General features: G+C 53.3%; 18 protein-coding genes and 1 pseudogene. 7 read left to right on the top strand and 12 right to left on the bottom strand.

From position 1 onward, the window contains the following. The first annotated feature begins 83 nt into the window (after positions 1 to 83). Positions 84 to 524, top strand: a complete 441-nt coding sequence (locus BY447_RS17315) for a YccF domain-containing protein (protein WP_013357358.1) — start codon at positions 84 to 86, stop codon at positions 522 to 524. Further along, positions 508 to 2,667 (top strand): YccS family putative transporter, encoded by a 2,160-nt coding sequence (yccS, locus tag BY447_RS17310; protein WP_110331649.1) that lies wholly within the window; start codon positions 508 to 510, stop codon positions 2,665 to 2,667. Before BY447_RS17315 ends, yccS begins: the two co-directional genes overlap by 17 nt. On the opposite strand, the gene BY447_RS17305 is transcribed toward yccS, so the two are convergent. Further along, the gene (locus tag BY447_RS17305; RefSeq protein ID WP_110331648.1) at positions 2,664 to 3,293 is read right to left on the bottom strand and encodes a TfoX/Sxy family DNA transformation protein; all 630 of its coding nucleotides are present in this window, start codon (positions 3,291 to 3,293) and stop codon (positions 2,664 to 2,666) included. The two genes, yccS and BY447_RS17305, sit on opposite strands and share 4 nt — an antisense overlap. Before the next feature lie 210 nt (positions 3,294 to 3,503). Between BY447_RS17305 and sulA the strand changes: the two genes are divergently transcribed. Both sulA and ompA read left to right on the top strand, forming a co-directional pair. Continuing rightward, positions 3,504 to 3,995, top strand: coding sequence for an SOS-induced cell division inhibitor SulA (sulA, locus tag BY447_RS17300; protein ID WP_013357355.1), 492 nt, complete (start codon positions 3,504 to 3,506; stop codon positions 3,993 to 3,995). A 350-nt stretch (positions 3,996 to 4,345) separates the two neighbouring features. Then, positions 4,346 to 5,416, top strand: a complete 1,071-nt coding sequence (gene ompA, locus BY447_RS17295; RefSeq protein WP_013357354.1) for a porin OmpA — start codon at positions 4,346 to 4,348, stop codon at positions 5,414 to 5,416. A 92-nt stretch (positions 5,417 to 5,508) separates the two neighbouring features. Here the strand turns inward: ompA and matP are convergent, their stop codons facing one another. After that, positions 5,509 to 5,976, bottom strand: coding sequence for a macrodomain Ter protein MatP (matP, locus tag BY447_RS17290; RefSeq protein ID WP_146211000.1), 468 nt, complete (start codon positions 5,974 to 5,976; stop codon positions 5,509 to 5,511). 53 nt (positions 5,977 to 6,029) lie between these two features. Between matP and BY447_RS17285 the strand changes: the two genes are divergently transcribed. Together BY447_RS17285 and fabA are read left to right on the top strand one after the other, a co-directional pair. Continuing rightward, complete coding sequence (locus BY447_RS17285; RefSeq protein WP_110331646.1) at positions 6,030 to 7,898, top strand: AAA family ATPase; 1,869 nt, start codon at positions 6,030 to 6,032, stop codon at positions 7,896 to 7,898. Positions 7,899 to 7,966: 68 nt separating this feature from the next. After that, complete coding sequence (gene fabA, locus BY447_RS17280; RefSeq protein WP_008925876.1) at positions 7,967 to 8,485, top strand: bifunctional 3-hydroxydecanoyl-ACP dehydratase/trans-2-decenoyl-ACP isomerase; 519 nt, start codon at positions 7,967 to 7,969, stop codon at positions 8,483 to 8,485. Between the two features lie 68 nt (positions 8,486 to 8,553). On the opposite strand, the gene rmf is transcribed toward fabA, so the two are convergent. The 6 genes and pseudogenes from rmf to rlmKL all read right to left on the bottom strand — a co-directional run bounded on the left by rmf (position 8,554) and on the right by rlmKL (position 16,516). Continuing rightward, positions 8,554 to 8,721 carry a ribosome modulation factor gene (gene rmf, locus BY447_RS17275; RefSeq protein WP_008925875.1) on the bottom strand — a complete coding sequence of 56 codons (168 nt, stop codon included), beginning with the start codon at positions 8,719 to 8,721 and terminating at the stop codon, positions 8,554 to 8,556. A 279-nt stretch (positions 8,722 to 9,000) separates the two neighbouring features. Beyond that, complete coding sequence (pqiC, locus tag BY447_RS17270) at positions 9,001 to 9,570, bottom strand: membrane integrity-associated transporter subunit PqiC (RefSeq protein WP_013357351.1); 570 nt, start codon at positions 9,568 to 9,570, stop codon at positions 9,001 to 9,003. Further along, a complete protein-coding gene (pqiB, locus tag BY447_RS17265) occupies positions 9,567 to 11,210 on the bottom strand; it encodes an intermembrane transport protein PqiB (RefSeq protein WP_110331645.1) in 1,644 nt (547 codons plus the stop codon). Before pqiB ends, pqiC begins: the two co-directional genes overlap by 4 nt. Further along, positions 11,197 to 12,465 (bottom strand): membrane integrity-associated transporter subunit PqiA, encoded by a 1,269-nt coding sequence (gene pqiA / locus BY447_RS17260; protein ID WP_013357349.1) that lies wholly within the window; start codon positions 12,463 to 12,465, stop codon positions 11,197 to 11,199. The genes pqiB and pqiA overlap by 14 nt, the downstream gene beginning before the upstream one ends. Before the next feature lie 14 nt (positions 12,466 to 12,479). Continuing rightward, on the bottom strand, positions 12,480 to 14,396 hold the full coding sequence (locus tag BY447_RS17255) for an ABC transporter ATP-binding protein (protein WP_095707428.1): 1,917 nt from the start codon (positions 14,394 to 14,396) through the stop codon (positions 12,480 to 12,482). Positions 14,397 to 14,402: 6 nt separating this feature from the next. Next, positions 14,403 to 16,516, bottom strand: a pseudogene (rlmKL, locus tag BY447_RS17250) (bifunctional 23S rRNA (guanine(2069)-N(7))-methyltransferase RlmK/23S rRNA (guanine(2445)-N(2))-methyltransferase RlmL). 110 nt (positions 16,517 to 16,626) lie between these two features. Here rlmKL and BY447_RS17245 point away from each other — a divergent pair. Continuing rightward, a complete protein-coding gene (locus BY447_RS17245; protein ID WP_110331644.1) occupies positions 16,627 to 17,736 on the top strand; it encodes a YcbX family protein in 1,110 nt (369 codons plus the stop codon). Here the strand turns inward: BY447_RS17245 and BY447_RS17240 are convergent, their stop codons facing one another. The 4 genes from BY447_RS17240 to BY447_RS17225 form a co-directional block, all read right to left on the bottom strand. Next, positions 17,737 to 18,276: a cell division protein ZapC gene (locus BY447_RS17240; protein WP_013357345.1), complete on the bottom strand. Its 540-nt coding sequence runs from the start codon at positions 18,274 to 18,276 to the stop codon at positions 17,737 to 17,739. It lies immediately after the preceding gene. 153 nt (positions 18,277 to 18,429) lie between these two features. Continuing rightward, positions 18,430 to 19,440, bottom strand: a complete 1,011-nt coding sequence (gene pyrD / locus BY447_RS17235) for a quinone-dependent dihydroorotate dehydrogenase (RefSeq protein ID WP_110331643.1) — start codon at positions 19,438 to 19,440, stop codon at positions 18,430 to 18,432. Positions 19,441 to 19,574: 134 nt separating this feature from the next. Then, the gene (locus BY447_RS17230; protein ID WP_013357342.1) at positions 19,575 to 20,876 is read right to left on the bottom strand and encodes a flippase; all 1,302 of its coding nucleotides are present in this window, start codon (positions 20,874 to 20,876) and stop codon (positions 19,575 to 19,577) included. A gap of 101 nt (positions 20,877 to 20,977) precedes the next feature. Further along, positions 20,978 to 21,958, bottom strand: a complete 981-nt coding sequence (locus BY447_RS17225; RefSeq protein ID WP_110331642.1) for a glycosyltransferase family 2 protein — start codon at positions 21,956 to 21,958, stop codon at positions 20,978 to 20,980. Positions 21,959 to 22,495 lie beyond the last annotated feature (537 nt).

The raw sequence follows: 22,495 nt of genomic DNA, 5'->3' as shown, positions 1-22,495 counted from the left end.
CCTGTCAGACCCTTGGCGCTCCAGCCTTAAAACAGGCTAAACTTGGCGTCACATCTTGCGGAATGCAAAAGGAAAAGAAGATCATGCGCACCGTTTTAAATATTCTTAACTTTGTCCTGGGCGGCTTTTTCACCACCCTGAGCTGGCTGTTTGCCACCCTAATCAGCATCGTGCTGGTTTTTACCCTGCCGCTGACCCGCTCATGCTGGGAAATTACCAAACTTTCACTGCTGCCATTTGGCAACGAGGCGGTACATGTTGATGTGCTGCGCCCTGAAAGTAAGAGCCACATAATGAATACCGGCGGGACCTTCCTGAATATCTTCTGGCTGATTTTCTTCGGCTGGTGGCTCTGCCTTTCGCATATCTCCGTCGGGATTGTGCAGTGCATCAGCATCATTGGTATTCCGGTGGGGATTGCGAACTTTAAGATCGCCGCCATCGCGCTCTGGCCGGTTGGCCGCCGGGTGGTGTCAGTGGAAGAGGCGCGTGCTGCGCGCGAAGCCAATGCCCGTCGCTATTAATACGATGTCAGATGCCGTGCCAGGCTGGCGGAAATATCTGTTTAACAGTACCTGGCGCTATCTGCTGCGGATCCTGTTTGCGCTGAGTGGCTGCGCTGCCATCCCCTGGTGGCTGCATCAGATTGAGTGGACGATCCCCCTGACGCTGGGGGTGGTCGCGGCTGCGCTGGCCGATCTTGATGATCGCCTGGCCGGTCGTCTGAAGAATCTGCTGATTACCCTGCTCTGCTTCTGCTTCGCCTCGGTTTCCGTAGAGCTGCTGTTTCCCTGGCCGTTCGCTTTTATTATCGGTCTGGCGATTTCGACCTGGGGCTTTATTTTGCTGGGTGCCCTGGGGCAGCGCTACGCCACTATCGCTTTTGGTGCGCTGCTGATTGCGGTCTATACCATGCTCGGCATTGGGCTGTTCAGCCAGTGGTACATGCAGCCGATGCTGCTGCTGGTCGGTGCGCTGTGGTACAACCTACTGACCCTGCTGGGTCATCTGATGTTCCCGGTCCGGCCGGTCCAGGAACAGTTGGCAGGAAGCTTTTCACAACTGGCGCGCTACCTTGATGCCAAGGCGAATCTGTTCGATCCCGATGCGGGCGAGCAGGATGATGCGGCGTTTATCGATGCAGCGATGGTGAACAGCCAGTTGGTGGCGCAGCTCAACCTCACCAAAACGACATTGCAGAGTCGCCTGCGCGGCGATCGCGGGTCGCGCGGCACCCGTCGCAGTCTGCACTACTATTTTGTAGCGCAGGATATTCATGAACGCGCCAGCTCTTCTCATCTGCAATATCACCTGCTGCGCGGCGACTGGCGCTATAACGAAATTCTGTTTCGCTTTCAGCGCCTGCTGAATATGCAGGCACAGGCCTGTCGCCAGTTGGCTCATTGCATCCTGATGCGTGAAAGATGGGTACATGACAGCCGCTTTGAGCGCGCGTTCGAACGTTTGCAGAAAGCGATTGAACGGCTTGAGCAGCATGAGCCTGAGGCCCCGCATACCCGCGCGCTGTTCTGGCTGTTGCGTAACCTGCGCGCCATTGACGCACAGCTTGCTTCCATTGAATCAGAGCAGACGCTGGCCGGGGAAGATCCACAGCACAGTGACAATTTGCTGTCGCGCGAAGGGTTAAGTGGCTGGAGTGATATCCGGCTGCGCTTCAGCCGTCATCTCTCTCCCGCGTCGGCGCTGTTCCGGCATGCGGTTCGCATGTCAGTGGTGCTCTGTATTGGATACGGCTTCATTCAGATAACCGGACTGGAGCGGGGATACTGGATTTTGCTGACCAGCCTGTTTGTCTGCCAGCCCAACTATAACGCAACGCAGCGACGTCTTGCCTTGCGCATCGGCGGAACGCTGGCGGGGATTGCGATTGGTTTACCCGTTTTATGGCTGGTACCCTCCATTGAAGGGCAGTTAATCCTGATTGTGATTACCGGCGTGCTGTTCTTCGCTTTCAGACAGGTGCAGTATGCGCAGGCTACGCTGTTTATCACTCTGCTGGTGCTGCTTTGCTTTAACCTGTTGGGTGAAGGGTTTGAAGTCGCCCTGCCCCGCGTCGTGGATACCTTACTCGGTTGTGGTCTGGCCTGGCTGGCTGTCGCCTTTATCTGGCCTGACTGGCGCTTTCGTCAACTGCCAGCGGTGGCAGAGCGAACTCTGAAAGCGAACTGTCGCTATCTGGATGCAATCATGGAGCAATATCACCAGGGTAAAGATAACCGGCTTGCCTATCGTATCGCCCGCCGTGATGCGCATAATGCGGATGCTGAACTCGCCTCTGTCGTCTCAAACATGAGCAGTGAAAGTCGCACCAGCCAGAAGCTGCGTGAGTCAGCTTTTCAGTTGCTCTGCTCCAATCACTCATTTCTGAGCTACATTTCCGCGCTGGGCGCTCACCGCGATAAAATTACTGCGCCGGACCTGCTCACCTTACTGGATGATACGGTTTGCTATGTCGAAGATGTGCTCCAGACGGACGTGGTCAGCGATGAACATGTTGAAGCGATGCGCCAGCAACTGGCTCAGCGAATCAGCCAGCTGGCTGCAGATGCAGATACGCGTGCGCCGCTGGTGCTCCAGCAACTCGGTCTGCTGGTGGCATTAATGCCCGATGTGGCTCGCCTGCGCCGCACGCTTATTACTGACTAGCTGTCACTGCTTCTGAAGTCCGGGTTTGATAAAAGCGTGCGCTGGAACCATGCATTCAGCTCCGCCCGGGTTGCCTGCGGCAGCGCAGCCGCATGGTGGCCCATAATAGCCCCCTGCAGTGCCAGTAATGTCTGAAACCCCACGTGCTGGTTGATCGCTTTTAGCTTCAGCCAGCACTGTTTGGCCCCTATCTGATAGAGATGATTGACGCTCATCACGCCCGCTTCAAAGAGCATCATTTCCAAGCGCACGCTGAGATTAGGCAAATCTTTCAGCCGCGGAGAGGCTTGCCTGTCCTGCAACTCCAGCTGCGCCGTCTCTAAAGAGGCGGCAGAGAGCGCCAGCAGATGGTCAGAATCGCGCCATAATGCCTCATCAACCCGAAAGTAATTGAGGCTGACCAGTTTTCCCCGCTTGCGAAAAATTAAGGGTTGCAGCGGGCGATCGGCAATATACTCGCGCAGGGGTTCACTGGCCCGCAGATAGAGTTCGTCTTTATTAATTAAGGCAAAAACCACACTTTCGACAGCCAGAGCGTACCCCCCAAACTGGGTGCGGGACTCTATCGGTCCCAACGGGGCCAGACGCGTTCTGGAGCGCTCTACGACTGGGTTCACCTTTTTCATTGCACCACCTCCATGTCAGAAATATTTCTTAAATTACCTTGAGTATCAGGTAATTAGAAGATAGAAAAAAGTGTCAGCTGGTTCAATGAATAAATAGTGCTTCAACTAATCTTGTCGCGTTTTTGCGAGGCGTTTTCAGAAATTTGGGTTGATCTTTATCCAGGATGACAGTACTGTATATTCATACAGTCAACTGCTGGTGATTAACTTATGCGAACCCAACATCCTGATAATGCACGCTATGCTCATCATTACGCGTCCTCTTCCGTTCCGGCCTCTCAGGGCGGTGGAATTACTGAGTTACGCTGCAGTGAGCAGCCCGGTATGATGCAGATGCTGTTGTTGCCATTATTACAACAGCTGAGTCAGCAATCACGCTGGCAGTTGTGGCTAACACCGGCACATAAACTGAATCGCACCTGGATGCAGGAGTCGGGATTACCGCTGGATAAAAGTATGCATATCGCCGATTCTGAACGTCTGAATGCGGTGGAGGCGATGGTCAAGGCACTACGCACAGGAAATTACAGTGTCGTTCTGGCATGGATTCCTTATGACCTTGACGAAGATGAGCGCCGTCAACTTGAAAATGCGGCGGCAGAGGGTGAGGCGCTGGGTTTGATTTTGCGGGCAAGCGGGACATCGGAAGCGCCTCTCAGACCGCAAAGTGCGATAAAAATTCAGTCGGATTTGTTTCATTAAGTAAAAATCAGAAGTTTCCCAAGCTATTTTTCTTATCTGTCGTCGCTAAACCACTGATTCTGTTAGTTCGAGCTGTGACAATGGTTTAGCAGGTTTTTAAGGCTTTTTGCCGCGACAATACTACCAGGCTAATTGTTAGAAATTGTGTATAAATCGCTGTTTTTTTACAGAAGCGCCTCACATCATACTTGTAAGTTTCCAATCTCGTTGTAGACTTTATCTCGCCAGGGTGCTCAATAACCTCCGTTTTTTGCGGTAGAGTCATAAGCGAGCGTTTTGACCCGGCGAAGGATTTAAACCAAGAGCAACCTTTTTGCTCATTGCCTATTTGGATGATAACGAGGCGCAAAATGAAAAAGACAGCTATCGCAATTGCAGTGGCACTGGCTGGCTTCGCTACCGTAGCGCAGGCCGCTCCGAAAGATGACACCTGGTACACCGGTGCTAAACTGGGCTGGTCTCAGTATCACGACACTGGTTACTACGGTAACGGTTACGAGAACAACAACGGTCCAACTCATGAAAGCCAGCTGGGCGCAGGTGCGTTCGTTGGTTATCAGGCAAACCCATACCTGGGCTTCGAGCTGGGCTATGACTGGCTGGGCCGCATGCCTAATAAAGGTACTGTGACTAACGGCGCATTCAAAGCACAAGGCGTTCAGCTGGCTGCTAAACTGAGCTACCCAATCTATGACGATCTGGACGTGTATACTCGTCTGGGCGGCATGGTATGGCGCGCAGATGCAACGCAGACTAACCCAACTACTGGCCGCATCAGCGACCACGACACCGGCGTATCTCCGCTGGCTGCAGTTGGTGTTGAATATGCACTGACCAAAAACTGGGCTACCCGTCTGGATTACCAGTGGGTTAATAACATCGGTGATGCACAGACCGTTGGTACCCGTCCAGACAATGGCATGCTGAGCGTAGGCGTTTCATACCGCTTCGGTCAGGATGACGTCGCTGCTCCGGCTCCAGCTCCGGCTCCAGCACCAGCTCCAGTTGTTGAAACCAAGCGTTTCACTCTGAAGTCTGACGTTCTGTTCACCTTCAATAAATCTACCCTGAAGCCAGAAGGCCAGCAGGCTCTGGATCAGCTGTACAGCCAGCTGAGCTCAATGGATCCTAAAGATGGTTCCGTTGTCGTACTGGGCTTCACCGATCGCATCGGTTCAGAGCAGTACAACCAGAAACTGTCTGAGAAACGTGCTCAGTCAGTCGTAGATTACCTGGTATCTAAAGGTATCCCTTCTAACAAGATCTCTGCACGTGGCATGGGTAAATCTAACCCAGTTACCGGCAACACCTGTGACAGCGTGAAAGGCCGTAATGCCCTGATCGATTGCCTGTCTCCGGACCGTCGTGTAGAAATCGATGTTAAAGGCATCAAAGACGTTGTAACTCAGCCACAGGCTTAAGTTCACACGTCATAAAAAACCCCGCTAAGGCGGGGTTTTTTTATGCCAGTAATCGTTCTGTCAGCGCACACACTCTGAAATCCCCTGCCCGCTTACTCGCTCTCTGAACCCGATTTACCCAGAATCGCCTGCAAATCCTGCTTCAGACTCGACATCTGAGTAGCATATTTCTCTTTGCGTTCCGCATCTTCTATCAGCTGAACAATCGTTTCTGAAAGCGTACAGCCGCGCCGCTGAGCCAGACCTGCCAGCCGCTGCCAGACCAGATACTCCAGGTCTATCGATTTTTTTCGGGTGTGCTGATGTTCAGCATTGAAATGGCGTTTCCGCCGGGCACGGATGGTCTGCTTCAGTCGGTTATCAAGATCGTAATGAATATGCTCTGCAATCCACTCATTCACCGTCACCGGATTGTTTTCCATCGCCAGCAGTTTATCCACTGCCGCCTGCGCCGCGCTTAACTCAAGGTGACGCGTGATCAGTTCACCTTCCCGATGTTTTTTCACCAGGTATTTCCACTTCCATCCACATTCAAGATTTTCGAGTTGCTGGTATTTCATCGGAATCTCATCGTGATCACGTAACGGGCTAAGAATAACAGCTTTTTTCCCGGATGCAGCAACGAAAAACATGCTGCCATCATCACATCTTCAACAGGAAGTCTGCAGTGCTTAACAAGGGTGAATCCTGTATAATCTCGCTTTTCTTAAAACAGACAAATGCGATTATTTTGACCAGCACTCAACTTACGTGGCAGACCTTACAGCCGGATAGCGCACAATACCAATCCGTTTTCTCCCGAATTGCTGATGAAGAAACTGATGCTCTGGCAACGGTACAGCCCCGGTTGCTGAATGCGCTGGCGCATTTACATCACCAGACGCAGGGATTCCCGTTACTGCTGGTTCGAAGCCAGGAGAATCGCGATTATCTGACCTTTATCGTTCAGGCCGCGCAGCGGGTCATGACTGACAGTACCACTCTGTCCGGCGGTGATTACCATATCATGGCTGACAACGTCACGCTTCAGCCTCCTTCCGATCCGCAACGCCCATTCACCAGTCAGGGTGGTATTCACTTTGCTGAGTGGATTGAGATGGAGCAGTTATTTGGCTGCGTGCGCCAGTATAAAGATCGCATCCAGCTCGAGCCAGGGCTTATCCATCGCGCCAATGGCGGCACGCTGGTACTGTCACTGCGTAGCCTGCTGACGCAGCCGATTCTCTGGCTGCGCCTGAAAAAGTGTATTGAGCAAGGCTATGTTGAGTGGACATCTCAGGATGAACGCCGGCCACTGCCTGTCTCGATTCCTCCGTTACCACTCAATCTTAACCTGGTCCTGTGTGGCGACCGGGAAGCGCTGGCGGATTTTCAGGAACTCGACCCTGAAGCGCATGAAATGGCCATCTATACTGAATTTGAAGAGAACATTCAGGTTCTGGATGAAGATGACATGCTGGCCTGGTGTCGCTGGAGTGCTGAACTGGCGCAACAGGCGGGCCTGCCCCTGCCGGAAGCGGACTTCTGGCCAGAGCTGATTAAAGAAAGCGTCCGTTACAGCGGCGAGCAGGATACGCTGCCACTCTGCCCGCGCTGGCTGCAGCGTCAGATGCGCGAGTCGGCCCTGATGGGCGATGCACTTGATGCCGAAGCGCTGCGTGATGCGCTTGAAGCGCGCTTGTGGCGCGAGAATTATCTCAATGAACGGATGCGTGATGAGATCCTGCTGCGACAGATTCTGATTGAAACCGAAGGCGAGGTGGTCGGTCAGATTAACGGCCTGTCGGTGGTGGAATATCCTGGTCATCCCCGTGCCTGGGGTGATCCTTCTCGTATTACCTGCGTGGTTCATCCCGGCGATGGCGAGTTCATGGATATTGAGCGCAAAGCGGAGCTGGGCGGCAACATTCATGCTAAAGGCATGATGATCATGCAGGCATTTCTGATCGCCGAGCTGGAACTCGATCAGCAACTGCCCTTCTCAGCCTCGATGGTCTTTGAGCAATCTTATTCCGAGGTCGACGGTGATAGCGCTTCGCTGGCTGAACTCTGTGCCTTAATCAGCGCACTGGCGAATCAGCCGATCAATCAGCAAATCGCCGTGACTGGCTCAGTCGATCAATTTGGCAACGTACAACCGGTTGGCGGACTGAATGAGAAGATCGAAGGCTTCTTTGATATCTGTCATCAGCGTGAGTTGACGGGTCAGCAGGGTGTGATTATTCCTTCCTGCAACGTGCGTCATCTCAGTCTTAACCAGGCGGTTGTGACAGCGGTTGAACAGGGTCGCTTCCATATCTGGGCGATCGACCGTGCTGATGAAGCGCTGCCGCTCCTGACTGGTAAAATCTGGAGTACTGAAGATGGTCAGGGCGACTGCCTGCTGAATACCATCCAGGAACGCATTAGCCTGTTTAACCAGCCGGACGTGCCGCAACGTCCCTGGGCGCTCCGCTGGCTTAACTGGTTCAACCACCGTTAATCCGATTTGCTCAGCGTACAACTGTTCGCTAATATTCGTGATTCACTAAAACAAGGCTTATTGAAAACATGGTAGATAAACGCGAATCCTATACCAAAGAAGATCTGATTCTGTCAGGTCGTGGTGAACTGTTTGGCGAAAATGGTCCGCCGCTTCCATCTGGCAACATGCTGATGATGGACCGCGTGGTCAAAATGACCGAAGACGGCGGAAAATATGATAAAGGCTTTGTTGAAGCGGAGCTGGATATCAACCCTGATCTCTGGTTCTTCGGCTGTCACTTTATTGGCGATCCGGTAATGCCGGGTTGTCTGGGCCTGGATGCCATGTGGCAGCTGGTCGGTTTCTATCTGGGCTGGCTGGGCGGCGAAGGTAAAGGTCGTGCGCTGGGCGTGGGTGAAGTGAAATTCACCGGACAGGTCCTGCCAGAAGCGAAGAAAGTCACTTACCGCATTCATTTCAAACGCGTCATTAATCGCAAACTGGTGATGGGCGTGGCAGATGGTGAAGTTCTGGTTGACGGTAATCTGATCTATACCGCCAGCGATCTGAAAGTCGGCCTGTTTAAAGATACCGCCGCTTTCTAAGCGTTTCCCCCGGAAACAAAAACCTCCGCGCATGGCGGAGGTTATATTCCCTTTTCAGTGACATCCGGTTATGCAGCTACCGACCTGTCCTCCATGGCTTGTCGCCAACCTCCCAACCAGTGAGACTTAGCGTCAATCAACTGATACGGACACATCTCTTTTGAGCGTCCAGTAATGCCTGCCTGATAACCACGTGAATGGGCGCGTTCGAGGCGGTCTCGTTTCTGTCTCTTCATACTCCGTGTCCCTCATGTAAGGTCTGTGGAATCTGGTGGAAAGAAAAGTGGTGAATTAATGTTCAACCACCCTTATGTTCTACCTCCTGCGCACCCAAAGATCAATGCCCAATCTTCATGCCAGTGTCATAAATGTGACCTTAATCGGTAAAATTAAGGACGTTTTGTGATGCATACGCCAGCACTATCTTTCTGAATAAGCTAATAAAAAAGCCCCTGAACAATGTCGATTCAGCACGACAATCGTTCAGGGGCTTAGCTTATTTATTCACATCAATCTTAATTTAACGCAACCACACTATTAGCAATCTTCTGTGCGGTCTGCTGCCAGCCCGCCGCCAGCGTTCTGACCATTGCATCGTAGCCATCTTCAGTCTGCGGCAGCACGAGGTTAAACGCCTGTTTGGTCAGACGACCCTGATGTTCCAGCGTCCATTCGCCACTGACAATCGCTTTGCCATCGTAGCGTCCCTGGAAGCCTGTAATGGTTACATTCAGCGTGTCGTGCTGTGCGCCTAAGGGTGATCCCGCCACTAATCGGCCAGGCAGCGCCTTGCTCAGATTAGTAATCAGCGTTTGCTGTAACTGCTGATCAAGCGGGCTGGCCCAGAGATTATTCGCGGCGATAACATATTTGACATCGCTGGTCTGGTAAACCAGTCCATTACCTGCCAGATAGTCCGGCACCGTCACCTGCTGCACCCATAACATCGGCTGCGCTTCATTCAGCTGACTGCTGGTGACCTGCATGGACGCCGCCCCGGAGGGCAGCTGATACCAGGTATTGTCAACGCTGCTGCTGCACGCACTCAACACCAGCGCGGCACAAAGTATCAATCCTTTTTTCACTGTTTCGCCCTCTTCGGCAGGGGATCCTGTCCCGGTTTCGCCTCAAATACCAGCGCATTGCTCTTGGTGTTTAGCGTTCTCAGCACCGGCTGGAGTTCACGCAACACCTGATCCAGCCGCTGCATATCGCCGACCAGCTTGCTGTAGGCAGGCGAACCTGGCTGCAGGCCCTTCATGCTGCGGTTCAGCTCGCGCAAGGTCTGCTGCAGATCTTCCGGCAGCGTTTTCATGGCCGGGCTGGCGGTGACTTTGTTGATGTTGTCGATGGTGCGCTGCAGATCACGCATCGTTTTCTGGCTCTCTTTCAGCGTACCCGTCGCTTCATTGACCATACCGTTCAGCGGCAGGCTGTTAATCTTATCCAGCGCCGCCATCAGCTTCTGCTGAATCTGGCTCAGGCCGCCGCTGACCGTTGGGATCACTTCATAGCCAGAAACTTTCTGCGGGCCTTTGTAGGCTGGCGCATTGTCATAGAAGTCGAGATCGACATAGAGCGCGCCCGACAACAGGTTGCCGGTTTTCAGCGTGGCGCGCAGACCACGTTTTTTACCATCCTGCAGATGCTGCTCGAGATCGAAGTTTTCACCCAGTCGGCTGATAAAGCGATCCGGCTCAATGCGGATTAGCACCGGCACGCGGTAATCATTATTCAGTGCCTGATCCAGGCCCGCTTTCATCAGCGGCGCTTCGGAGACGGTACCCAGACGAATGCCACGGAACTCAACCGGCGCACCCGCCTGCAGACCACGAATCGAGTCAGAGAAGAACATCACGTAGTCGATATGGTTGGTGTAGAGCGAGTCCTGAATGCTGCGCTGATCGTCAAACAGATGGTAGTCAGACTTGTTCTGCGCGGGCTCGCCCAGCGCCCAGCCATCCGGCACGTCAAAACTGACACCGCCGCTGAATAGCGTGGTAAGCGATCCCATTTCCACCCGCATCCCTGAGGCGGACATATCCACGGCGATGCCGCTGTCCTTCCAGAAACGTACGTTGGTGGTAATCAGGCGATCGTAGGGTGCAGCGACAAACAGCTGATAGGTCATCATACGTTTGTCAGTATCAAATACGCTGGTCTCAACCGTACCGACACGGTAGCCACGGAACAGCACCGGATCACCCGGATTAAGCTGGCCTGCCTTTTTGCTGTCCAGTACGATACGAATACCTTTGGCATCCGGTGGCGCTAACGGCGGCGCATCCAGCAGCTTAAATTGCTCGGGTGGCTGCTTTTTGGTGCCAGGCTGCAGTTCGATATACGCACCTGACAGCAGCGTGCCAAGTCCGCTGATCCCTTCACGTCCCACCTGCGGTTTCACTACCCAGAAAACGCTGTCACTGTGCAGCAGTTTTTCCATGCCCGCATTCAGACGCGCTTTGATTTCCACATGGTGAAGATCGTCACTTAACACCGCGCTCTCCACCACGCCAACGTCGACGCTGCGACTTTTAATCGTAGTTTTACCGGCAACAATGCCTTCGGCATTTTCGGTAATTAAAGTGACTTCCGGCCCCTGATGGCTGAAGTGATAAAAGAGGATCCATCCGCCAATTAACAGCGTAACGATGGGGACAATCCAGACCGGCGACCAGCGCTTAATCTGTTCCACCTTTGCATGGCCGTGGTTAGTTTCCGTCAAGGCGCGACTCCTTCATATTGTTTTCGCGTACACGATCCCAGGTTAATCGCGGGTCAAAGGTCATGGCAGCGATCATGGTAATAATCACCACCATCGCAAATAATACTGCCCCCCACGCGGGATAAACATTCATTAATTGCCCCATACGCACCAGCGCAGAGAGCACGGCAATCACAAACACGTCGATCATTGACCAGCGGCCAACAAATTCGACCACTTCATAAATTTTATGCATCTTATGACTGTCACGCCGCCCGCGTCCGCTGGCATCCCAGCAGAGCCAGCCGATTGCCAGCATCTTCAGCGTCGGCACCATGATACTGGCGATAAAGATCACCAGCGCCACCGGATAGGAACCATCGCCCCACAGCACAATGACTCCCGCCATGATATTAGAGGGATAAGCCGTGCCAAGGGTTTCCGTCACCATGATCGGCAACAGGTTAGCCGGGATATAAAGCAGTATTGAGGTGAACAGCAGCGCCAGCGTCCATTGCAGGCTGTGCTTACGTCGCGCCTGGGCGGTGACGCCGCAGCGCGGACAGGTGTGCTCAGCTTCCGGCAGAATGGCGGTACAGCAGGGGCAGGAGCGCAGGCCCTGCTCTAAACCACTGATGCCCACTTCAGGTGGATGAGGGATGGCGGGTCGCGGGGAAAGACTGTCCCACAAGTCCCGGCGGTCAACGCACTGAAAGGCGCGCAGCTGCAGCAAGCAGAACAGCACCCACGGCCAGAAGCTGGTTTCCAGTCCGATATCACCATAGGCCATCAGCTTGACGAAGCTGACCAAAACGCCTGCCATAAAAATTTCTGCCATGCCCCAGTTACGCAACTGAAACAGGATACGCGCCAGACCAGTTTTGAGGCGGACGGGCAGAGGGACCGGATTGACCAGCAGAATAATGGTGACCATGCAGAAGGCCGGAACCGCCTGCACAAACAGCAGAAACAGTGTCGCCAGGCTGCTGTAATCTTCCGTCACCATGACCTGGGGGATCTGCGACAGCGTAATCTGGCTGGTCAATCCCGCCACTTTCATAGAGACAAAAGGAAACAGATTTGCCAGCAGCAGCATAAACAGCGCCGCCAGCGCATAGCCCGTCGGCCGTTTACGCGGCTCGTGCCAGTTAGCCGTCAGAGAGGTATGGCAGCGCGGGCATGACGCACGGCTGCCAACGGGAATGTCCGGCAGCTTAATCATTAAATCGCATTGTGGACAGAGCATCCACGCGTTACTTTTCACTGCTGAACACATCCGTTAGCCCTGCCCTACGCGCCGTTTTTCAGTGACTCAAGCTCTTCCCAGCGCGCAAAAGCGGTTTCCAGCTCCTGCTCAGCCTGCGCCAGATTATCCAGCACCGGTTGCGTCTGATCGTGTGCCTGACTGAAGAAGTCCGGGTGACTCATCTTCGCCTGTAACTCACCGATGCGCGCTTCCAGCTGCTCCAGTTTTTGCGGCAGCTGTTCCAGCTCTCGCGCCAGATTGTAGCTGAGCTTATTCACGTTACGCTTCGCTTCACTCTTTTCGGCGGCTGGCTTCGTACTATTCGCTGTCGCTTTAGCCGGTGAAGCAGACCTGTGCTGCCGGTAAGCGGCGCGCTGCTGCTGCGCATCGTGATAACCGCCCACAAAGGTACCGATTTCGCCGTTGCCTTCAAAAATCCAGCACTCGGTGACCGTATTGTCGACGAACTGACGATCGTGGCTCACCAGTAACACAGTGCCCTGATAACCATCAATCAGCTCTTCCAGCAGTTCCAACGTTTCGACGTCGAGGTCGTTGGTTGGTTCATCCAGAATCATCAGGTTGCTGGGACGCAGGAACAGACGTGCCAGCAGCAGACGGTTACGTTCCCCACCGGAAAGCGCACGCACCGGCGTCATCGCACGTTTTGGATGGAACAGGAAGTCCTGCAGATAGCCCAGCACGTGGCGCGGTTTGCCGTTGACCAGCACCTCCTGCTTGCCTTCAGCCAGGTTGTCCATCACGGTGCGATCCGGATCCAGTTCAGCGCGATGCTGGTCAAAGTAAGCGACTTCCAGCTTGGTGCCGGAATGTACGCGGCCGTGATCGGCTTTCAGCTGCTGCAGCATCAGGCGCAGTAAGGTCGTTTTACCGCAACCGTTCGGCCCGATCAGCGCAATTTTATCGCCACGCTGAACCTGGGTAGAGAAATCCTTCACCAGCGTTTTGCCGCCCACCGCGTAGTCAACATTTTCCAGCTCAAACACAATCTTGCCGGAACGGGACGCTTCGCCCACCTGCATGTTGGCTTTGCCCATGACTTCACGACGTTCTGAGTGTTCGCGACGCAGCGCTTTCAGCGCGCGCACACGACCTTCATTACGGGTGCGGCGGGCTTTTATGCCCTGACGGATCCACACCTCTTCCTGCGCCAGCTTGCGGTCGAATTCGGCGTTCTGCATCTCTTCAACGCGCAGCGCTTCTTCTTTGCCTTCCAGATAGAGATCGTAGTTGCCCGGCCAGGAGACCAGCTTGCCACGGTCAAGATCGACAATACGCGTCGCCATGTTGCGGATAAACGAACGGTCATGCGAAATAAAGACGATGCTGCCGCTGAAGTTTTTCAGGAAGGTTTCCAGCCAGTCGATCGTTTCGATATCGAGGTGGTTGGTTGGCTCATCCAGCATCAGCACACGCGGGTTACTCACCAGCGCACGGCCCAGCGCTGCCTTACGCAGCCAGCCGCCAGAGAGCGACGACAGCTCGGTATCGGGCTGCAGACCAATCTGCTCCAGCACGTCATGGATGCGGCTCTCCAGCTGCCACAGGTTCTGATGGTCGAGAATACTCTGCAGACGCGCCATCTCATTGAGGTTTTTATCGCTGGGATCTTCCATCACCACATGGGAAATGGCGTGATAGGCTTTCAGATGCTCAGCCTGCTCTTCAACGCCCTCAGCCACGAAGTCATAAACCGAACCGGTAATATTGCGCGGCGGATCCTGTTGCAGACGCGCCACCACCAGGTCAGTTTCATAAATGATGCGACCATCATCCAGTGGCTGTTCGCCATTGATGATTTTCATCAGCGTAGATTTACCCGCACCGTTACGGCCCACCAGACAGACGCGTTCGTTCTCTTCGATGTGCAGCTCGGTATTGTCTAACAGCGGCGCATCGCTGAAGGAGAGATACGCGCCGTGGATACTGATTAATGACATGTAATCTTATTCCTTACCGGCATGAGTGATCAGCCAGCAGTTGTGAATCTGACGGTTACGCGCGAAGTCCTGCGACTGCGTTTTCTGGGTAATATCCTGCGCCTGCAGGCCCAGTGCTTTCAGACCATCCATGTCCATTTTGAAACCACGTTTGTTATTGGAGAACATGATGGTGCCGCCGCGACGCAGAAGGCGTTTCAGGTTACGCATCAGCATCATATGATCGCGCTGAACGTCGAAACTTTCTTCCATACGTTTTGAGTTGGAGAAGGTTGGCGGATCGATAAAGATCAGGTCAAAATTCTCATCACTCTCATTCAGCCAGCTCAGGCAGTCCGCCTGCATCAGGCGGTGCTGACGCCCGGTCAGTCCGTTAAGACGCAGGTTGCGCTCCGCCCACTCCAGATAGGTACGCGACATATCTACCGTGGTGGTTGAACGCGCCCCCCCAGACCGGCATGCACACTGGCGGTGCCGGTATAGGCAAACAGGTTCAGGAAATCTTTGCCCTGACTCATCTGACCGAGCATTTTACGGGCAATGCGGTGATCGAGGAACAGGCCGGTGTCGAGATAGTCGGTCAGGTTCACCCAGAAACGCGCATTAAACTCTTTAACTTCGAAATAGTCGCCCTTCTCGCTGAGCTTCTGATACTGCGCTTTGCCTTTCTGGCGCTCACGCGTTTTCATAATCAGACGGTCAGCAGGCAGCTGCAGTACGCTCAGTGTCGCGCTGATAACATCGAACAGGCGCTGACGCGCTTTATTCGGATCGATGGTTTTCGGTGGCGCGTATTCCTGAATAATGACCCAGTCACCATAGCGATCGACAGCAACGTTGTAGTCTGGCAGATCGGCATCATAAATGCGGTAGCATTCAATGCCTTCCTGACGCGCCCACTTCTCCAGCTTCTTCACATTTTTACGCAGACGGTTTGCGTAATCTTCCGCAATCTGTCCCGCGCTTTCATGGCTGTTAACCGCCAGCTGATAGTTTTTCTGCACGCAATCCAGCGGACCGTTCTTCGCTTTGAACTGGCGATCGGCACGCAGTTGCAGGCAGCTCAGCAGTTCAGGCGAGGCGCTGAAAAGCGACAGGTTCCAGCCACCAAAATGCTGCTTCATCAGACGTCCGAGCTGGCTGTGCAGCGCAATCAGCGCCGGTTCGCTCTCCAGACGTTCACCGTACGGCGGGTTACTCAGCACTGTGCCGTGAACCGCCGGATCGAGCGGATTGGTCAGTTGCAGCAGGTCCTGTTGCGCAAATGTGAAGAGTTCAAAGACGCCAGCACGACGGGCATTCGCCTGCGCCCACTCCAGCACCCGGCCATTGTTGTCATAACCAAAAAAGCGCGCCTGAGTCGCCGCCGTGCCCGCGCGGGCACGGTTCTGCGCTTCGGTTTTCACGTCCTGCCACAGCGCAGCATCAAACTTGTTCCAGGCAGTAAAGCCCCAGTGCTTACGCAGCAGGCCCGGTGCCCGATCGCAGGCAATCAGCGCCGCTTCAATCAGCAGCGTACCCGAACCACACATCGGGTCGATCAGCGGCGTGGTCGGCTCCCAGCCAGAACGCAGCACAATTGCCGCCGCCAGCGTCTCTTTTAACGGAGCCTGACCGGTCTGCTGGCGATAGCCGCGCTGATGCAGTGAGGTGCCACTGAGATCCAGCGCAATGCTGGCGCGATCGTCATTCAGCCAGACGTTAACACGGATATCTGCCTGCTCACGATCGACATTTGGCCGTTCAAGATTCTGACGGGTAAAGCTGTCCACGATGGCATCTTTGACTTTCAGCGCGCCGAACTGGCTGTTACGAATCGAATCGTTGGTGCCGCTGAAATGCACGACGAACGTTTTGTCGCTGCCGAACATCGACGGCCAGTCCACGCTCTGTACACCCAGATAGAGATCGAGATCGCTGTAGACGCCAAACTCTCCCAGCGGCAACAGGATGCGTGATGCTAAACGACTCCACATCAGGCTTTGGTACATGGCGCGATCGTCGGCTTCGTAGTGAACGCCTCCCTGCACCACTTGCAAATCCTGCGCGCCCAGCGCGTCCAGCTCACTTTTTAACAGCTCTTCGAGCCCACGCGCCGTGCTGGCAAACAGAGAATTCATATCGTCACTTTTTAACTCTTGAGAAAATTGTCGCGCATTATAGCGAATCGGAGACCTATGTCATAAAGTTAGCTTCTTTTGTGTCGCGCGTCGGGTTCAAGGAGAACACCATGATCACGCTTTCCCGCTTATTTATTCATCCTGTGAAGTCAATGCGGGGATTAGCGTTGTCACATGCGCTGGTCACTGACAGCGGACTGACATTTGATCGGCTGTTTATGGTGACCGAACCCGATGGCACCTTTATTACTGCACGTCAGCACCCGGAGATGGTGCGCTTTACGCCCGCGATCCTGCCGGATGGCCTGCTGCTAGCCGCGCCGGATGGCAGCCAGTCCCTGATCCGCTTCAGCGATTTTAGTGAGCAGGATCATCCCACCGAAGTCTGGGGCAACCACTTTACTGCGCGTATTGCCCCCCAGTCGATTAATCAGTGGCTGAGCCAGTTCTTCCCGCGCGACGTTCAGCTGCGCTGGGTCGGGCCGCAACCGACTCGCCGGGTCAAAAAGTTTGATCATATTCCGCTGAGCTTTGCCGATGGCTTTCCGTTTTTACTGATCAACAACGCGTCGCTGCACGATCTGCAACAGCGCTGCCCGGCCAGCGTCCGTGCCGAACAGTTTCGCCCGAACCTGATCGTCAGCGGCGCGGCCGCCTGGGATGAGGATAGCTGGGCAGAGATTCAGATTGGCGACGTCATTTTTGAGGCTCCCAAGCCATGCAGTCGCTGTGTGCTAACCACGGTCAGCACCGAGACCGGACTCAAGCATCCCACCGGTCATCCGCTGGCGACGCTGCAGACGTTCCGCACAGCTCAGGATGGCAGTGGAGATATCGATTTCGGTCTGAACTTAGTGGCGCGTAACAGTGGCGTGGTGCGTGCGGGTGATGAAATGATCGTCCTGAAACGTCATGCGCCGCGCAGCTATGGTGCCGGCGAAGTGGTCGAAACGCTGAAACCACAGCAGCAGGCTCCTAATGCCGTGACCATCACATTTCAGGGCAAGACCTTTACCGGGGATAATCAGCAGGTATTACTGGATCAGCTGGAGATGCAGGGCTTTCGCATTCCTTACTCCTGTCGGGCAGGTCTGTGTGGTAGCTGCAAGCTGAGTCTGGTAGCCGGTGAAGTAAAAGCGCTTAAACAGAGTGCCCTGCGTCAGGACGGCACCCTCTTAAGCTGCAGCTGTATTCCGGCTGGTGATATAGAAGTGAAGTAATCAGACCGCGCGGGCGTAGTGCGCGACATCCTGGTACCAGGGCTGCAGGCGGTCGTTCATCACCTTAATGGCATCGCCGAGCACCATATTTTTACCGGCCAGGGTTAAACCTGGCTGCGCCAGCAGGCAGAGCGCCGCATTATTACCACTCTCAACCACCAGCAGACGTGCCAGCGTCCCCTCTTCGGCCAGCGTAACCTGTACCATTTCACCGGGACGGGGCTGCATTGCCGGGGCATGCGAGGTGAAATGCCAGCTTTTCGGCATCAGGGGTTTGAGGAAGCGCGCGGCGACCAGCGCATTCAGCACCAGCTCAGCACGATGGCTGCCACTGAGTTTGCACTGACGACAGGTCTCTTCAAAGGTGTAATACAGAGCGGCATCATCGACACAGAAACCCGATTCAGTGAACGCGTCCGGCGTGAGCATTTTGCGGGAAAAGCGGGAACGGAAAAGCATCCCGTCAGCCAGGTCGAGCATCATTCGGTCGTGGCTGCTATCAAAATACCAGCGCCAGTTATCATCGGGTTTAATTTTCATCGTGTGCCCTGTATTTACCGCTGCGCCAAAAATCGCGCAGAATTCAGCGAAAAAAGAAACATAAGGAAAAGCTGAAAAAGCGTGCAACAGGACAAAATATAAACGAGCCGAGGGGATAAATAAACCCCCCGGCTAATCATTGTGAGAATTGTCTTAGAGATGCGTGACGATATCTTTAATTAATCCTGGCCCCTGATAAATAAAGCCTGAATAAATCTGAACCAGCGTTGCACCTGCGGCGATTTTTTCACGCGCGGCGGTCAGAGAATCGATGCCGCCAACGCCGATAATGGGAAGGCGCCCCTGCAGCTCCTGAGAGAGGCGCTGGATCACCGCCGTACTGCGCGACTGCACTGGCCGTCCACTCAATCCACCCGCTTCTTCAGCATGCTTAAGACCGCTTACCAGCGAACGATCGAGCGTGGTATTACTGGCAATGACGCCATCAATCTGATGACGAATCAAACTGTCCGCGACCTGAATTAACTCCTCTTCAGAGAGATCGGGCGCAATTTTTACGGCCAGCGGAACATATTTCAGATGACGCTTTTCCAGCTCTTTTTGTTTCTGTTTGATAGAGGAGAGCAAATCATCCAGCGCTTCACCATATTGCAGTGAACGCAAACCTGGCGTGTTGGGCGAGGAAATATTGATGGCGATATAACCGGCATGGGCATAGACCTTTTCCATGCAAATCAGATAATCATCTTTGCCCTGCTCAACCGGCGTATCTTTATTTTTACCGATATTGATCCCGAGCACGCCGTTAAAACGCGCTTTTTTTACATTCTCAACCAGGTGGTCAACACCGAGATTATTAAACCCCATCCGGTTGATAATGCCGCCCGCTTCCACCAGACGAAACATCCGCGGCTTGTCATTACCTGCCTGGGCGCGCGGCGTGACGGTACCGACTTCAACAAAACCAAAGCCCATCGCCGCAAACGCATCAATGCACTCTGCGTTCTTATCCAGACCCGCAGCCAGGCCCAGGGCATTCTTAAAGGTCAGTCCCATGCAGGTGACCGGACGCGACGGCAGATTCTGGCGATAAAACAGCTCAAGCGGCGTGCCGTTCATAAAACGCAGTTGCTGAAAGGTGAGTTCGTGCGCGCGTTCGGGGTCGAGTTTAAACAGCGCCGGTCGGACGATAGGATAAAACATGCACTCTCCTGAAGGACGGAAGCAATCGTGAAAGTCGGTGCACGGGAAAATGTGCGCCAGAATGGTAAAGTGCTCTGGCGCAAAAGTAAATCGAACGGCGGGGATGCAGAAAACTATATGAAAATGCTTTGATCTTAAACGGCGGAATCGTTTACGGGCTGGTTTTTCACCTCGGAAGGAAACAGATACTCCCGCAGGATGCCGTGACGCTGCATGATGCCAAAGATACCGAGACAGACAAACGCTTCAGCTCCCACCATCGACCATGCGGCACCGATTGCGCCAAACTTCCAGGCCAGGAAACAGCATAGCGGCACGTTTATCACGCCAGCAGCCATCATCACCCACATACGCTGGCGGGCCAGACCGTGCGGGATCAGAATCTGTAATCCAGCCGGATAGGCAATGTTACCGAACAGGAAACAGAGCACGAAGACGCGCAGCACATCCGCCGACGGAATAAAGTCTTTACCCAGTAAAATAGAGACCACCAGGTCAGCAAAGAACCAGGTAAAGATGACAATCGACAGACTCAGGGAAAACGACAGCAGCAGGCTTTTGCGCGTCGCCGCAATGGCGGCACGTTTATCCCGACCAAACAGGTGGCTGACGCGCGGGAAGAAAGCACTGCCGATCTGCTCGGGTACTGAATTAGCCGCTTTACGCAGACGATCCGCCCCGTTGTAGATCCCGACCATATAGGTAGAGGTAAAGGAGGCCAGGATTACCACGTTGACGCTGTTAAACAGATTGGCACCCGCGATAGCAATAAACACATCCATGCTGTCGGTGATGCGCTGTTTGATCTCGCGCGGTTCAAAGCGGTAACGGCCAATGACTTTCATCTCCAGCACAAACTTCAGCGTAATCGCTGCGCTGATGATGGAGACAGTGCCAGGGATCAGCGCCGCCAGCCAGGTATCCTGCGGGGATTTCACCAGCAAAAAGGTCAGCGGAATCGCACAGAAGTTACCGAAGGTGGCGATCATCGCCGTTTTACCCAGCTTCTCAAAGCCCTGCATCAGCCAGCCGAATGAAAACAGCGAGCCTATCAGCGTGGTGCAGTTCGCCAGGATGATAAAGAACAGCGGATGCCAGGCAGGATTAAACCAGGTCGCCGTCAGTAACGTGCCACTGGTCACCACCAGCAGCATCAGCTTGGCGTTAAAAGTTGACCAGAAGAGCTGGCTGACGCGTTCCTTGTCATCACGATGGTGAGCAATGTCTTTGGTGGTAAAGACGTTGAATCCCCAGTCAGAGATGGTGCTGCAATAGAGCACGCAGGCGATGGCCAGCGCCAGCGTACCCATCTGCTCTACACCCAGAACGCGGGCAAGATAGGGCAGCGTGGCCAGTGGAAACAGGAACGATGCGCCGCGGTAGGCCAGCAGCGAGAAAATATTAATAACCAGACTTTTATCGAGTACTTTTGCCATGACGCAACAACCTTATACACATTGCATGTCTCACCTTCTCATTTCGCTAAGGCATAAACAATATCGCTTCACATTTTTCAGAATCAGGCTGCTTTTCAGAATCAGGCGGCGTTTTTCAGCTCTTTTTTGACCTTGTAATGCTGAAGTGCAATAAACAGTTCAGGGCGATTGAACAATAGGCACTCTTTAAAGTTTTCTGTTTTCACATTGCGACCCATAAAGCGAATCGCGTTAAGCACATATTCCGGCACAGGCGTACGGTTATAGAGTGATAAATAGATCATCAGACGAAATGAGTGAACTAAATAGGCTTTTTCAAGCGTATCGCGCCACGCTGACTTAATCAGCGAACTGGTTAGCGTATTGTAGGCGTGCATAAAGGCATCATAACGCTGATAGAAAAACTCATTACTTTTGGTACTGTTCGTCAGGGAGCCGTTGCGAATACGCTGCTTATAATACACCTGATGACTCACCCAGGCCTGCTGGCTTTTCATAAAGCAGGAGAGCGTGAAATTATGGTCTTCATGAACGCGTTTAACAAAACGTAATTTATGCTGTTCAATAACGCGTTTGCTGATGACATAGCTCCATGCCGCCGAAGTATAGCTGCCGTTACGCAGCAGGCCCAATAAGACCTCCTGCGGTTTTTGCTGACCAAAGAGTTCGTGTCTGACTTTTGGCGAGGTGATATCAATCTGGCCGTCGCGATAGACGCACGATTTAAAACAGAACAGGTCCGTTTCAGGATGCTTTTCCGCTACCATGCCCAGTTCAGCGACCAACCCATCCGCCACGACGTCGTCCGGATCGCAGAAAAAAAGAAACTGGCCCTGCGCCTGATCAATACCGACATCCCGTGCATGACCCGCCCCACCATTTTCAGTGGTAATTATTTTCACCTGGGAAAGATGAGAATAATTCTGTTCAAGTAAGGCTAATGTTCCATCGGTTGAGCCATCATTCACAATGATTATTTCATTGGGCGATTTAACCTGACGTAATAGTGAATCGACGCACTCCACAATATATTTCTCTACATTGTAGGTTGGAATAATGACTGATAATAAGGTGTCAGACATAGGCAATTCTCTGCTGTTAGAAAATGACAATTCGATTCACCTGCCAGATGCAGGCACTGACCAGAGGTGAAACGTCGAAAAGAGTAATACGCTACTATTATGATGGCTTTAATTTAGCCTGATTATCTTAAACCGGTTATGCAAAAAAAGACCAGTTGTAAAAATTATCTTAACGTTTCACCTGATTATCACTGTTAAAAAAATTGCATCTATAGCCCGCTGTAATGTTAAAACCGTTGAGGAACGATTTAAATTACCCCCACCAGGCAGGCGTAACCAGAATCAGGAATATGTAAGCGAACATCTGAAACCGTGAATAACTTCAGCATTCCTTCATTTTTATTACAGTTTACGATCTGCAATTAATCCTAATACCATGCCGGAACACCACTGAAACAGGCTGATGTCAGGCTGATTTACCTTCCGGTTTAAGGCCGCCGCTGCGCTTCAACACGGTTTCAGTCACAAGCAGAATGGTTAAGCAATCAGAAGAAAGATAATTTTTTCCGCCACGCGTCCTGTTTTAACTCTCTTGCA

The organism is Pantoea sp. JKS000250 (assembly GCF_003201065.1).
GTDB lineage: Bacteria > Pseudomonadota > Gammaproteobacteria > Enterobacterales > Enterobacteriaceae > Pantoea > Pantoea vagans.
The sequence above is the reverse complement of the archived record's forward strand: the minus strand, read 5'-3'. Positions and strand labels throughout refer to the sequence as shown.